The sequence below is a fragment of the Superficieibacter sp. HKU1 genome (genome assembly GCF_029319185.1).
Classification (GTDB): domain Bacteria; phylum Pseudomonadota; class Gammaproteobacteria; order Enterobacterales; family Enterobacteriaceae; genus Superficieibacter.
Genome location: NZ_CP119754.1, coordinates 4,823,626 through 4,838,229 on the forward strand (window position 1 = coordinate 4,823,626; position 14,604 = coordinate 4,838,229).

Sequence of the window (14,604 nt, forward strand, 5' to 3'; positions counted from 1 at the left end):
AATCCGTATCTTCGAGTGCCCACACAGATTGTCTGATAAATTGTTAAAGAGCAGTGCCGCTTCGTTTTTCGCTGCGGCGCGGGGTGTGCATATTACGCTTTCCCGCTTCAGAGTCAAGCGTTAATTTCGCTTTTCTCCGCTGAAGTTCCCGGAGGAGCCTCGCTAACCGGTCGGCTTGTTTGCCGTTGTTCCGTGTCAGTGGAGGCGCATTATAGGGAGTTATTCCGGGCTGACAAGCATAAATTTAAAATAATTTACCAGGCGCGCTTTTTTTCACCAAATTGCTGCCAGATACGCCAGATAATCCTTCAAATGCTGTTTTTACCACCGACATCAGCCACAAATGGCATACTAGAACGCGTGAAAAAGATTAAGGAACGGCATTTATGAAGCTAAGCGCACAGCAGCTGGCTGCTCAAAAGAACCTTTCATATGTGCTGGCCGAGAAACTGGCGCAGAAAATCTTGCAGGGTGTGTATGCCCCGGAGAGTATCCTGCCCGGTGAAATAGAGCTGGGCGAACAATACGGCGTAAGTCGTACCGCAGTGCGAGAGGCAATAAAAACCCTGACAGCAAAAGGAATGGTTTTACCCCGTCCGCGCATCGGCACGCGAGTCATGCCGCAAAGCGACTGGAACTTTCTGGATAAAGAGCTGCTCTCGTGGTGGATGACGGAAGATAACTTTCAGGGCGTGGTACAGCACTTCCTTATTATGCGCAGCAGCCTGGAACCTCAGGCGTGCCTGTTGGCAGCAACGCGTGGAAGCGCTGAGCAAAAAGCGCAGTTGAATACCTTGATGGAGGAGATGGTCTTACTGAAGCAGCACTTTCAACGCGAGCGATGGATCGAGGTGGATATGGCCTGGCATGAACACATCTATAAGATGAGCGGTAATCCTTTCCTGACCTCTTTCGCCACCTTGTTTCAGTCGGTCTACCATATTTACTTCACCTCTATTACACACAATGAAGTGATTAAACTCGATTTACATCAGGCTATCGTTGATGCCATTCAGGATAGCAATGGTCATCAGGCGCTGGCAGCCTGTCAGGCACTATTAAACGCGCCGGATCACATGCCAGCAACGAAGGAGTAAGCATGACGAAGAAAAAAGGAATTAGCATGGCCGGTTTGCCGTGGATTGCGGCAATGGCTTTTTTTATGCAGGCGCTGGATGCCACCATACTGAACACCGCTCTCCCCGCCATCGCACAAAGTCTTGATCGTTCCCCCCTGGCCATGCAATCGGCCATTATCAGCTATACCCTGACGGTCGCCATGCTCATCCCGGTCAGCGGCTGGCTGGCGGATCGCTTCGGGACTCGCCTGGTCTTTATGACGGCGGTCAGCCTGTTTACGCTTGGCTCTCTGGCTTGCGCACTTTCCGGCTCTCTCATGGCGCTGGTAATTTTCCGCGTGATTCAGGGTATTGGCGGCGCAATGATGATGCCGGTTGCCCGCCTGGCCTTATTACGCGCCTATCCCCGCAGCGAACTGTTGCCGGTGCTCAACTTTGTGACTATGCCCGGCCTGGTCGGGCCGATACTCGGTCCGCTGCTCGGGGGCGTGCTGGTAACGTGGGCGAGCTGGCACTGGATCTTCCTGATTAATATTCCCATTGGCATTGCGGGGCTGTTATACGCCCGCAAATATATGCCAAACTTCACCACGCCCCGTCGCGGCTTCGATATGAGCGGTTTCCTGCTCTTTGGTCTTGGGCTGGTACTTTTCTCCAGCGGGATGGAATTGTTTGGCGAGAAGATCGTAGCGACGTGGATCGCGCTGGCTATTATTGCGTTAAGCATTGTTTTACTGCTTGGCTATATTCGCCATGCCCGCCGTCATCCGAATCCGCTTATTGCCCTGCCGATGTTTAAAACGCGAACTTTTTCCGTAGGCATCGCCGGAAACCTGGCAACGCGCCTGGGAACCGGCTGCGTTCCCTTTCTGATGCCGCTGATGTTGCAGGTCGGCTTTGGCTACCCGGCGCTGATAGCCGGTTGCATGATGGCCCCGACGGCGATTGGTTCTATTCTGGCGAAGTCGATGGTAACGCAGGTGCTTCGACGACTGGGCTATCGCCGCACGCTGGTTGGCGTTACCGTGTTTATCGGGCTGATGATTGCGCAGTTCTCGCTGCAATCGCCAGCGTATCCCATCTGGTTGATGCTCATTCCGCTATTTATTCTTGGGATGGCCATGTCGACGCAGTTTACCTCAATGAATACCATCACCCTCGCTGACCTGACCGATGAAAACGCCAGTAGCGGCAATAGTATGCTGGCAGTGACCCAGCAATTATCGATCAGTCTGGGGGTCGCCATTAGCGCGGCGGTCCTGCGATTTTATGAAGGTTTTGATAACGCGAATACCGTGGAGCAATTCCACTATACCTTTATTACGATGGGCGCATTAACGGTGCTCTCCGCCGCGGTGTTTATGCTGCTACGACCAAAAGACGGAAGGAACCTGATAAAAGAACGTCATTAACCGCGTGTCGAGCCGCGAACCACCAGCTCCGGCGTCAACTGAACACGCTGCTGTTGCTGATCGGGCTGGGCCATACGATGAATAAGCACATCAATGGCCAGCTCGCCCAGTTCATCTTTCGGTTGATGAACGGTGGTCAGCGGCGGGGTCATATAGCGTGCCAGCTCAATATCATCGTATCCCACGATCCCCATATCCTCAGGAACACGCTTGCCCGCCTGATAAAGCGCCTGATAAGCCCCCACGGCCATCGCATCATTTCCGGCGAATACGGCCTCGGGGGGAACAGAATGTTCAAGCAACTGCTGCATCGCGGCAAAACCACCGCCAAACTCAAAATTTCCGGTAATTTCGTATCCGTCTGGAATGGCAAGGCCAGCCCGGCGCATAGCTTTACGGTATCCCTCAAGACGCAGGCGAGCAGGGGTTTTATCCAGCGGCCCCGTCAGACAGCCAATGCGGGTATAGCCCCGGTCGATCAAATGCTGCGTCGCTAAATCGCCACCCAGTAGCGAGTTATCCTGAATCAGATCGCTGTCACCATCGAAGGGAGCCCAGTCCATCATTACGGTAGGCACGGAAGGATAACGCTGCATAATTTCTTGTGAGGGCTGATGCGTTTCGGTACACAGCAACAGTAGCCCATCGACGCGTTTTTGCATCAGCGTTTCAAGGTTCTGATTCATCCGCTGTTCGTCGCCTTCGGTATTACACAGTACCAGGCTGTAGCCGCGTTCAAAACAGCTGCGCTCAACGCCGCGCACCAGCTCCGAGTAAAACGGGTTGGTACTGGCGGTAATCAGCATTCCGATAGTCCGGGTCTGATTCAGTTTGAGGCTGCGCGCCAGTGCGGATGGCGCATAGTTGAGGGTTTTAATGGCGGCAGCCACTTTGTCAGTGATGGCCTCGCTGACAAAGCGATCTTTATTAATGACGTGAGACACCGTTGAGGTGGAAACGCCCGCCAGGCGGGCAACGTCCTTCATGGTAGCCAATGTTTACCCCTGCTGACGTAAAAACAGGTCGATCTCATCACGCCACGGTACCGACGGCTGCGCGCCTTTCCGGGTGACCGCGATCGCCGCCGCCGCATGGGCAAAACGGATGGCGTCCGCCAGCGGTTTTTCTTCCAGCAGTGCCGTGATCAACGCACCGTTAAAGGTGTCTCCTGCCGCGATGGTATCGACCGCTTCGACGTTGAAACCGGGAACACGCTGGCCTTTACCGTCTACACTGGCCCAGACGCCACGACTGCCCAGCGTAATAATGACCGTTTTGATGCCTTTATTATGCAGCGCCTGCGCCGCTTTTGCCGCATCGTCATCGTTTTTAACCGCGATACCGGTCAGCTTCTCCGCTTCGGTTTCGTTCGGCGTAATAATATCCACCAGCGTCAGCAGTTCATCCGGCAACTCGCGCGCAGGCGCAGGATTTAGCGCAACCATCGTTTGATGCTGATGGGCGATTTTCGCGGCCGCCAGCACGCTCTCAATCGGCGACTCCAGCTGCATCAGCAATGCCGAAGCCTGAGCAATGCGCTCCTGCTGCGCCTCGACCAGTGCAGGAGAAAGCGCGGCGTTAGCGCCAGCATGAATCCCGATCACATTCTCGCCTTCACCGTTAACGAAGATCAGCGCCACACCGGTAGATTCGCCAGCGATGGTGCTGACAGGCTCAACATCAATATTATCGCTGACCAGCTGCTTACGGATACGCTCACCCGTGTCATCATCACCGGTACAGGCAATAAAGGCGATGCTGGCACCGCTGCGCCCGGCTGCTACGGCCTGGTTCGCGCCCTTACCGCCAAATGCAACCTGATACTGATTGCCGGTAACGGTTTCTCCCGGTGCCGGAAAGGCATGGAGATTAAGAATGTGATCGGCATTGATGCTGCCGAGGACGACGAGATAGCCTGCGTTTTTCATATCCAGAGTGTCCCTTTAAGTGCGCCACCGGAACCGGTGGCGCGTGCCCTGCTTTTCTTTTTAATATTACTGTTTAATAACCAGTTTCAGATCAACCGGGTATTTCGCCTGAACTTTCTCGCCTTTCAACACTTTGTCAGCCGTTTCGACACCTTTCGCGCCGATCTGCTCCGGCAACTGAGCAATGGTCGCGGCCAGTTTGCCATCGTTTACCGCTTTTTCGCCATCCGGCGTACCGTCAAATCCGACCACCATCACATCTGTTTTACCGGCGGTTTGCAGCGCGCGCAGTGCACCCAGCGCCATTTCGTCGTTCTGGGCAAAGACAGCTTTAACATCCGGATGGGCCGTGAGCAGGTTCTGCATCACGTTCAGGCCCTTAGTACGATCAAAGTCTGCCGGCTGGCTGGCCAGCACGTTAAATTTGTGAGCCGCCACCGCCTGCTGGAAGCCTTCACCACGTTCACGCGCAGCGGAAGTACCGGCAATACCCTGAAGCTCAATCACTTTCGCGCCTTCACCCGCTTTTTTAGCGATATAGTCGCCAGCAATTTTGCCGCCCAGCACGTTGTCAGACGCGATGTGGCTGACAACGTCGCCTTTCGATGCCTGACGGTCCAGCGTAATCACCGGGATATTGGCCTGGTTCGCCATCTTCACGGCGTTACCCACCGCATCAGAGTCGGTCGGGTTGATCAGCAAGATTTTGGTGCCGCGAACCGTTAAATCCTGAACGTTCGCCAGCTCTTTCGCCGGGTTATTCTGCGAATCCAGAACCACCAGGTTGTAGCCCAGTTTATCCGCTTCTTTTTGCGCGCCGTCCTTCAGGGAAACGAAGAATGGGTTATTGAGCGTGGAAACCACCAGCGCAATGGTGTCTTTCGCCATTGCGTTCGCGCTGACCGTAGCACTCAGTGCAACAGCAGAAACCAGAGTAGCCAGTTTTTTCATGTTCATATTTAAGATGTCCTGTAGTGTCGTTATTACTGCTTTTTGTTGTCTACCAGCACCGCCAGCAAAATCACCACCGCTTTAACGATCATCTGGTAATAGGAGGAAACACCTAACAAATTCAGGCCATTATTCAGGAAGCCGAGAATTAATGCGCCGATCAACGTCCCAACTATGCGACCTTTACCGCCCGCCAGGCTTGTCCCGCCCAGCACTACCGCTGCGATGGCATCCAGTTCATAGCCGGTGCCTGCGGTGGGCTGTGCAGAAGAGAGACGCGCGACTTCGATAATCCCTGCCAGCGACGCCAGCAGGCCGCTCAGGGAATAGACGATAACTTTGATTTTATTAACGCTAATGCCGGACAGACGCGTCGCCGCCTCGTTACCGCCCAGCGCATAGATATAGCGGCCCAGACGGGTGTGGTGCAGCATATACCAGGCAGCGAGGAAGACGATTCCCATGATCCACACCGGCGTTGGTACGCCCAGCGGACGGCCAATACCAAACCAGCCAAACAGATCGGCGTTATCGGTAAAGCCGGTATTCACCGGGCTGCCGTTGGTGTACACCATCGTTACGCCGCGAAGAAGAAGCATCATCACCAGGGTGGCGATAAATGCCTGCACACGGCCTTTTGCAACGATCACTCCCGTAACGCCACCAATGGCCGCCCCTAACGCCAGCGAGGCAGCAACGGCTACCAGCGCGTTAACTTCTACCCCAACGATTGACGCCGCCACTGCGCCCGTAAGCGCCATCAGGGAACCCACGGACAAGTCGATACCTGATGTCAGGATCACCAGCGTCATCCCCACCGCCATAATGGCGTTAACCGAGGTTTGCTGAAGAATGTTGAACAGATTATTAACGGTAAAAAAGTTCGGACTCATGGTGGAGACAATCGCGATCAGCACCAGCAGAGCGATCAGCGATTTTTGTTCCATCAGCCACGCTTTGGTGAAATAACGGCGACCAGAAATAGTCTGGGTAGTCATTGTATTACTCCTGATTCACGCGATTAAGCTTGCCGACGGCGGCAGCCATTAACACTTCCTGAGTGGCCTGCTCGCGAGTGAACTCACCGCCGTTGTGGCCTTCGTGCATAACAATAATGCGATCGCTCATCCCTAAAACCTCTGGCATCTCGGAGGAGACCAGAATGATGCTCAGGCCTTCAGCCTTAAACTGGTTGATGAGCTGATAAATCTCTTTCTTGGCACCGACGTCCACGCCGCGCGTTGGCTCGTCCAGAATCAGGACTTTTGGCCGCGTCATCAGGCCGCGGGCAATCGCCACTTTCTGCTGGTTACCGCCGGAAAGCAGGCCGATTGCCTGTTCCATGGATGGCGTTTTGACGTTAAACAGGCGAATAAAATCGCCTACCGCCTGCTGTTCTTCTTTATGCTTCAGGCTACCGCCCGCCCGGCTAAAGTAGCGCAGTGCGGTGAGAGACATGTTTTCTTTTACCGACATGCCCAGCACCAGGCCGTCGCGTTTGCGGTCTTCGGAGATATAGACGATGCCGTTCGCCAGCCCGTCCTGCGGCGTGCGCGTCACCACTTCACGTCCATCCAGCGTAACGTAGCCGCTGGTGCGCGGCAGCGCGCCGTACAGCACTTTCATTAATTCGGTGCGGCCTGCGCCCATTAGCCCGGCGACGCCAAGGATTTCCCCTTTACGCAGGGTAAAAGACACGCCATTTACGCCGGGACCGCACAGATTATCGACCTTGAGACGAATATCGCCCGCCGCTTTGTCGAGGCGCGGATACTGATCTTCCAGTTTACGTCCGACCATCATCTCAATCAGCGTATCTTCGCTCAGGCTGGCCACTTCGCGCTCGGCGATAAACTGCCCGTCACGAAAGACAGTAACGTCATCGCAAATTTCGAAGATCTCTTTCATACGGTGGGAGATGTAAACAATCCCGCGCCCCTGCGCTTTTAATTCGCGGATCACGCGGAACAGAGATTCTGTTTCGGTATCGGTGAGCGCATCGGTGGGTTCATCCATGATGATGACTTTCGACTCAAAGCTCAGCACCTTAGCGATTTCAACCATCTGCTGATCGCCGATCGACAGTTCGCCCACCAGCCGATCGCTCTTAAAGCGCAGATTAAGCTTTGCCAGCAGCGAGTCCGCCTCGGCATACATTCTTTTCCAGTCAATCTTGCCAAAGCGGTTAACAAATTCACGGCCGAGGAAAATATTTTCCGCGATGCTCAACTGCGGGATCAGATTCAGTTCCTGATGAATAATACCGATGCCCGCATCCTGCGAGGATTTCGGTCCGTTAAACGTCGTTTCCTGGCCCAGCCATAGCAGCGATCCGGCATCGCGGGTATAGATGCCGGTCAGGACTTTCATCATCGTGGATTTGCCCGCGCCGTTTTCCCCTACCAGAGCCATGACGCGGCCCGGATAGACGTTTAGCGCCGCGCCGGAGAGGGCTTTTACGCCAGGGAACGCTTTGTCGATCCCTTTGAGTTGCAGTAATGCGTCCATGATGGCCTCAGAACGTCACGCCAGCACAGAGAATAATATTCGCATACGGGGAACACTCCCCGCTGCGAATCACCGCCTGACTGTCTGCGGTTTGTTTTTTGAAGTCCTCATGCGAGATGTAATGGACTTCTATGGTGTTTCCCTGGTGTTGTTGCAGTTGTTCAATATGATTGAGCAACGTTTCGTGGAGCTGCGGATTATGCTGTTTAATTTCCGTCGCGAGGATCGCCGCTTCGACCTGCATCTCACTGGTGACCACATCCAGTACCTGCATAAAGCCAGGTACACCCTGGGTTAATGCCATATCAATACGCGACGTGCTGGCCGGGATGGGTAAGCCCGCATCACAGACCACCAGCGTATCGGTATGTCCCAGTAGAGAGATCGCCGATGACATTGCAGAATTCAGCACCGTACCTTTTTTCATTTTTTGCTCCACTAGCGAAACGTTTCGCTGATAAGGAGTGTAGCGCGGCGGGTGATGAGAAAACCATCACATCGTTGCAGAAATGTGATCGCCGTCGAAACGTTTCGCTAAGGTAAATGTAGAGGATGTTGTGGCGGGAAACAGACAATAGATACCGGGTGAGCAAACGCGTCACCCGGTATATTCAACGTATTAAATCTCGACCTGCGTCCCCAGCTCAATCACCCGGTTAGGCGGGATCTCAAACTGGTCTGGCGCACGCAGCGCATTGCGCTGAAGCAGCAGGAATAGCTTGCCGCGTAGCCGCAGATAGAGCGGTCGTTTGCCAATGATCAGCGACTCGTGCGACATAAAGAACGAGGTTTCCATCATTCGACAGCTCAGGCCTTCCAGACCACAGCGGTGGAAGACCTCTTCCACATTCGGCGTTTCGCGCCAGCCGTAGCTCGCCACCACCCGCCAGAAAGTCGGCGAAAGCTGCTCGATCTGCACCCGCTTCACGTTATGAACGTAAGGCGCATCTTCCGTGCGCAGAGTCAGCAGGATCACGCGCTCGTGCAGCACCTTGTTATGCTTGAGGTTATGCATCAGCGCAAAGGGGATCACGTTCAGGGCGCGGGACATATAGACCGCGGTGCCCGGTACGCGAACCGGCGGCGATTTCTCTAATGAGGCGATCATCGCCTCCAGCGAATTGCCGTGCTCGTGCATACGGCGCAGCAGACGAAAACGCTCGCTTTTCCAGGTGGTCATGATGGTGAACATGATCAGCCCCAGACTTAACGGCAGCCAGCCGCCGGAGACGATTTTATCCAGGTTCGCCGAGAACAGCGGGATATCGATACACAGGAATGCCACCAGAATGAATGCCACAAGAAACTTATTCCAGTGCCAGTTTTTACGCGCCACGGTCGTGGAGAGGAAAGAGGTTAATACCATCGTCCCGGTGACCGCGATTCCATAAGCCGCCGCCAGATTACTGGAATGCTCGAAGCTGACGATGACAATGACCACCGAGGCATACAGCAGCCAGTTGACGAACGGGATATAAATCTGCCCGGACTCCATTTCAGAGGTATGGATGATCCGCATCGGTGACAGATAGCCGAGCCGTACCGCCTGGCGGGTCAGCGAGAAGACGCCGGAAATCACCGCCTGCGAGGCGATAACCGTCGCCAGCGCGGCAACAATCAGCAGCGGGATCAGCGCCCAGTCCGGTGCCAGCAGAAAGAAGGGGTTTTTAATCGCTTCCGGATGGCGCAGCAACAGTGCGCCCTGGCCGAAATAGTTAAGCACCAGCGATGGCAGCACGACCGAAAACCATGCCAGCCGGATCGGCAGCTTGCCGAAATGCCCCATATCCGCATACAGCGCTTCAACGCCGGTAATGGAAAGTACCACCGCGCCGAGGGCGACAAATGAGATGATTTTATACTCAAGGAAGAAATGCACCGCCCACATCGGATTCAGAGCATGCAGGACGTCCGGGTTGGCAATGATGCTGCGCAGGCCGAGTACCGCCAGAATCAGGAACCAAATCAGCATAATGGGCGCAAAAAGTTTGCCCACCATCCCGGTGCCGTGCTTCTGGATCATAAACAGCAGCGTCAGAACAATAATAGAGAGCGGCACCACCCACGTATCGAGTTGCGGCGCGACGATTTCCAGCCCCTCAATCGCCGACATTACCGAGATCGCAGGCGTGATGACCACTTCCCCATAGAAGAAGCTGCCGCCAATCAGTCCCATGATGACCAGAACCGAGGTCATTCTGGCAGAGGTATTGCGCCCCGCCAGCGACATCAGCGTCAGGATCCCGCCTTCACCGGCGTTGTCCGCCCGCATGACAAAGGTCAGGTACTTAATCGACACGACAAAAATCAGCAGCCAGAAAATCAGCGATAAAAAACCGAACACGGCGTCGCGCTCTACGCCAAAACCGAACTGTCCGGACAGACATTCACGAAGTGTATAAAGTGGGCTGGTGCCAATATCACCGTAGACAACCCCAATGGCTGCGAGCGTTATCGCAGGCAATGATTGCTTATTATCAGTGCTCATAGACAAATCTTACGTTGGAATAAGGAATGTGCGCGTAGTCCCTTGGCCCACAAAAAACGCACAGTATGCATGATAAATGGCAAAATCGTACCCCTAAGTGAACTCGGGTTAACCTGGCTCAAAGAAAGTGAGTCGGCGCTTCAGTCTGGCACAGGCCTTATGTTAAAACGCTATACTCGCTTTTTACCGCCGCAGAAAGGCAAAAGGACGCAACTTGATTATGGCTCAATCACATCTGTTAGCAGAAAGAATTTCCCGCCTGAGCAATGCTCTGGAAAAAGGACTTTATGAGCGTAGCCACGCCATTCGCCTGTGTCTGCTGGCAGCGCTAAGCGGTGAAAGCGTTTTCCTGTTAGGCCCGCCGGGGATTGCCAAAAGCCTGATTGCGCGCCGCTTAAAATATGCGTTTCAACATGCGCGGGCGTTTGAATATTTAATGACCCGTTTTTCTACCCCGGAAGAGGTTTTCGGCCCGCTCTCCATTCAGGCGCTAAAAGATGAAGGGCGCTATGAGCGTCTCACGGCGGGCTACCTACCGGAAGCGGAAATCGTCTTTCTGGATGAGATCTGGAAAGCGGGCCCGGCGATCCTCAATACGCTGCTGACCGCCATCAACGAACGCCATTTTCGCAACGGTGCGCATGAGGAGAAAATCCCCATGCGCCTGCTGGTCGCGGCCTCTAACGAACTGCCAGAGGCGGACAGTAGCCTTGAAGCGCTTTACGACCGTATGTTAATCCGCCTGTGGCTGGATAAAGTTCAGGAAAAAGGCAACTTCCGCGCCATGCTGACCAGCCACCAGGAAGAAGGCGAGAATCCGGTCGCCGCCGGTTTGCAGGTCACTGATGAAGAGTTTGCCCAGTGGCAGATTGATATCGGTAACGTCAAATTGCCGGACGCCGTTTTCGAGCTCATCTACCTGCTGCGCCAGCAGCTTGATAATCTGCCCGCCGCGCCGTATGTCTCCGATCGCCGCTGGAAAAAAGCGATCCGCCTGCTTCAGGCCAGTGCCTTTTTCAGTGGCCGTGACGCCATCGCGCCCATTGATGTGATCCTGCTGAAAGATTGCCTGTGGCACGATGCGGAAAGTAAAAATCTGATGCAGCAGCAGCTCGACATATTGATGACCGGACACGCCTGGCAGCAGCAATCCATGCTGACACGTCTGGGTGCGATTACCCAGCGCCGCATTCAACTACAACAGCAGCAAAGCGATAAAACCGCGCTGAAAGTGACGCGTCAGGGCGGCATGTTTAGCCGTAAACCGCATTATGAATTGCCGCCGGAGATAGAAGGATCTGTCATCACGCTACTGCTTCAGCAACCGCTTAAGCTGCACGATATGGAGGTCGTACATATGACCTTCGAACGCGCGGCGCTGGCAACCTGGCTGGAAAAAGGCGGAGAAATTCGCGCCAAATTAAACGGCATTGGTTTTGCCCAAATAATCAATCTTGACGTCGACGCCGCTCAGCACCTGGTGGTGCGCGATATCAGCCTGCAGGGAACGCGGCTGGCGTTATCCGGCGTTTCGCAGGAAAACATGCCGGAAGAGATTAAGCAGCAGCTCGATGCGCTGGACGATGAGTGGCATCAGCAGCACAACCGCTTTAGCGAACAACAAAAATGCCTGTTTATCGCCGCTGACTGGCTGGGGCGCATTGAAGCCAGCCTGCAGGATGTCGGTGAACAAATCAGACAGGCGAAGCAATGCTAAACCTGGATACGCTCAATGTCCTGTTAGCGATTGGCGAGGACGGCATGATCGAAGAGACGATCCTCGCGTTGATGGCCTCGCCCGTGCTGGCGCTTTTCTTTGAAAAGTTTCCCCGCCTCAAAAATGCCGTAACGGAGGATATTCCGCGCTGGCGCGAGGCGTTAAAAAGTCGTCTGAAAGAAACCCACGTCTCGCCGGAACTCACTGAGGAAGTGCTTTGTTATCAGCAAAGCCAGCTACTCTCCACCACCCAATTTGTGGTTCAACTGCCGCAAATACTGACGGTTCTGGACAAAGTCAGATCGCCCTATGCCGACCAGGCAAAACAGCTGGTGGAGGCGAATCCTTCCTTTACTCCCGCCCTGCATACGCTATTTCTCCAGCGCTGGCGGCTGAGTCTCATCGTCCAGGCCACGACGCTGAATCAGCAGCTGCTTGAAGAAGAACGTGACAATCTGCTCAACGAAGTCCAGGAACGGATGACGCTGAGCGGCCAGCTTGAGCCGGTTCTTGTCGAAAACGATAATGCCGCCGGACGGCTATGGGATATGAGCGCCGGAAACCTGAAGCGCGGCGACTATCAGCTGATCGTTAAATACGGCGATTTTCTGGCGCAGCAGCCGGAATTACTGCAGCTGGCGGAGCAGCTTGGTCGTTCACGCGAAGCGAAATCCGTGCCGAAAAAGGATGCGCCGATGGAAACGTTCCGCACGCTGGTGCGCGAGCCGTCCACCGTGCCGGAGCAGGTTGACGGCATCGTCCAGAGCGACGATATTCTGCGCCTGCTGCCGCCTGAACTGGCCACGCTTGGCATTACCGAACTGGAATATGAATTTTACCGGCGGCTGGTGGAGAAACAACTGCTGACCTACCGTCTGCACGGCGAGGCCTGGCGAGAAAAAATAGCTGAGCGTCCGGTGATTCATCAGGATGTAGACGAACAGCCGCGCGGGCCGTTTATTGTCTGCGTTGATACCTCAGGATCGATGGGTGGCTTCAATGAACAGTGCGCCAAAGCTTTTTGCCTGGCGTTAATGCGCGTCGCGCTCGCCGATAACCGTCGCTGCTTTATCATGCTCTTTTCAAGCGAAGTGGTGCGCTACGAACTCAGCGGGCCACAGGGAATTGAACAGGCGATCCGCTTTCTCAGCCAGCGCTTTCGCGGCGGCACCGATCTGGCGAGCTGCTTTCGCGCCATCATTGAGCGTATGCAGGGGCCTGAATGGACCGATGCCGATGCGGTGGTGATCTCAGATTTTATCGCCCAGCGGCTGCCGGATGAGGTGGTAAAAAAGGTGGGAGAACTACAGCGGGTGCATCAGCACCGATTTCACGCGGTGGCAATGTCTGCTCACGGCAAGCCCGGTATCATGCGCATTTTCGATCATATCTGGCGCTTTGATACCGGGATGCGCAGCCGCCTGCTACGGCGCTGGCGGCGCTGAATTACAGCAGTGCGGAGACGCTCTCACGAACCTGAGCAGGCCAGACGCCGCATTGCACTTGTCCAATGTGCGGCAACTGTAGCAGCAGCATCGTTAAACGCGACTGGCCAATTCCTCCGCCGATGGTCTGCGGCATCTCGCCGCGCAGCAGCGCCTGGTGCCATTCCAGCTTCAGACGATCTTCATCCCCGGTCAGCGTCAGCTGACGTTTCAGGGTTTCAGCGTCCACGCGGATCCCCATAGAGGAAAGCTCAAGCGCATCTTCAAGAATCGGGTTCCAGACCAGAATATCGCCGTTCAGACCGGCAGCGCCGGACGCAGAGGCGGAACTCCAGTCGTCATAATCCGGTGCGCGCACATCGTGACGCTGACCGTCGGAGAGCTTACCGCCGATGCCGATCAGAAATACCGCGCCCAGCTCTTTGGCGATCGCCCGCTCACGCCCTTTGGCATCCAGATCCGGAAAGCGAGACAGCAGATCCTGACTATGAACGAAGTGGATTTGATCCGGCAGGAAAGGTGTCAGACCAAACGCTTTGCTTACTGCGGCTTCGGTCGCTTTGATCCCTGCCCAAATCGCTTCAACGGTAGAATGCAGCGTGGCAAGGTGGCGTTCACCATCGCCCATTACGCGTTCCCAGTCCCACTGGTCAACGTAAACAGAGTGGATGGCGGTCAGCCGGTCTTCATCGGGGCGAAGGGCCTTCATATGCGTGTACAGCCCTTCGCCCGCGCTGAAGTCGTGTTGTCCCAGGGTTTGACGTTTCCATTTCGCCAGTGAGTGAACCACTTCGAATTGGGCGTCGGGCAGTGTTTTCACTTTCACCTGCACCGCTTTTTCGCAGCCGGATAAGTTATCCTGCGTCCCGTCTCCCACGCGGCTTAAGATCGGAGCCTGCACTTCAATCAGGCCCAGCTTCTCTTCCAGCTGACGGGAAAAATGGGATTTAACGAAACTGATCTGGCGTTGTTTTGCGATATAAGCGGTTTTCATTTTTATACTCCTGCGTCCTGTTGAATATGATTAAGCAACAAAAAGCGGATACAATTCAATAATCCAACAACAAAAAGCCTTA

General features: G+C 54.8%; 12 protein-coding genes. 4 read left to right on the forward strand and 8 right to left on the reverse strand.

What is annotated here, in order from left to right; genetic code table 11:
- The first annotated feature begins 386 nt into the window (after positions 1-386).
- Positions 387-1,097, forward strand: coding sequence for a FadR/GntR family transcriptional regulator (locus P0H77_RS22930; RefSeq protein ID WP_276160342.1), 711 nt, complete (start codon positions 387-389; stop codon positions 1,095-1,097).
- Between the two features lie 2 nt (positions 1,098-1,099).
- Positions 1,100-2,491 carry a multidrug transporter subunit MdtD gene (gene mdtD, locus P0H77_RS22935; RefSeq protein ID WP_276160343.1) on the forward strand — a complete coding sequence of 464 codons (1,392 nt, stop codon included), beginning with the start codon at positions 1,100-1,102 and terminating at the stop codon, positions 2,489-2,491.
- Here mdtD and rbsR read toward each other — a convergent pair.
- The 7 genes from rbsR to kup all read right to left on the reverse strand — a co-directional run bounded on the left by rbsR (position 2,488) and on the right by kup (position 10,366).
- A complete protein-coding gene (gene rbsR, locus P0H77_RS22940; protein WP_276160344.1) occupies positions 2,488-3,486 on the reverse strand; it encodes a ribose operon transcriptional repressor RbsR in 999 nt (332 codons plus the stop codon). The genes mdtD and rbsR overlap by 4 nt on opposite strands.
- A gap of 3 nt (positions 3,487-3,489) precedes the next feature.
- A complete protein-coding gene (rbsK, locus tag P0H77_RS22945) occupies positions 3,490-4,419 on the reverse strand; it encodes a ribokinase (RefSeq protein ID WP_276160345.1) in 930 nt (309 codons plus the stop codon).
- Positions 4,420-4,485: 66 nt separating this feature from the next.
- On the reverse strand, positions 4,486-5,376 hold the full coding sequence (gene rbsB / locus P0H77_RS22950; RefSeq protein ID WP_276160346.1) for a ribose ABC transporter substrate-binding protein RbsB: 891 nt from the start codon (positions 5,374-5,376) through the stop codon (positions 4,486-4,488).
- Between the two features lie 26 nt (positions 5,377-5,402).
- Positions 5,403-6,368: a ribose ABC transporter permease gene (rbsC, locus tag P0H77_RS22955; RefSeq protein WP_276160351.1), complete on the reverse strand. Its 966-nt coding sequence runs from the start codon at positions 6,366-6,368 to the stop codon at positions 5,403-5,405.
- A 4-nt stretch (positions 6,369-6,372) separates the two neighbouring features.
- Positions 6,373-7,878, reverse strand: coding sequence for a ribose ABC transporter ATP-binding protein RbsA (rbsA, locus tag P0H77_RS22960; RefSeq protein WP_276160357.1), 1,506 nt, complete (start codon positions 7,876-7,878; stop codon positions 6,373-6,375).
- A gap of 7 nt (positions 7,879-7,885) precedes the next feature.
- Positions 7,886-8,305, reverse strand: a complete 420-nt coding sequence (rbsD, locus tag P0H77_RS22965) for a D-ribose pyranase (protein ID WP_276160361.1) — start codon at positions 8,303-8,305, stop codon at positions 7,886-7,888.
- A 192-nt stretch (positions 8,306-8,497) separates the two neighbouring features.
- On the reverse strand, positions 8,498-10,366 hold the full coding sequence (kup, locus tag P0H77_RS22970; RefSeq protein ID WP_276160367.1) for a low affinity potassium transporter Kup: 1,869 nt from the start codon (positions 10,364-10,366) through the stop codon (positions 8,498-8,500).
- 220 nt (positions 10,367-10,586) lie between these two features.
- Here kup and ravA point away from each other — a divergent pair, with 220 nt between their 5' ends.
- Both ravA and viaA read left to right on the forward strand, forming a co-directional pair.
- Complete coding sequence (ravA, locus tag P0H77_RS22975) at positions 10,587-12,083, forward strand: ATPase RavA (RefSeq protein WP_276160368.1); 1,497 nt, start codon at positions 10,587-10,589, stop codon at positions 12,081-12,083.
- Positions 12,077-13,528, forward strand: a complete 1,452-nt coding sequence (viaA, locus tag P0H77_RS22980; protein ID WP_276160369.1) for an ATPase RavA stimulator ViaA — start codon at positions 12,077-12,079, stop codon at positions 13,526-13,528. The genes ravA and viaA overlap by 7 nt, the downstream gene beginning before the upstream one ends.
- A 1-nt stretch (position 13,529) precedes the next feature.
- On the opposite strand, the gene asnA is transcribed toward viaA, so the two are convergent.
- Positions 13,530-14,522 (reverse strand): aspartate--ammonia ligase, encoded by a 993-nt coding sequence (gene asnA, locus P0H77_RS22985; protein ID WP_276160370.1) that lies wholly within the window; start codon positions 14,520-14,522, stop codon positions 13,530-13,532.
- Between the last annotated feature and the right edge of the window lie 82 nt (positions 14,523-14,604).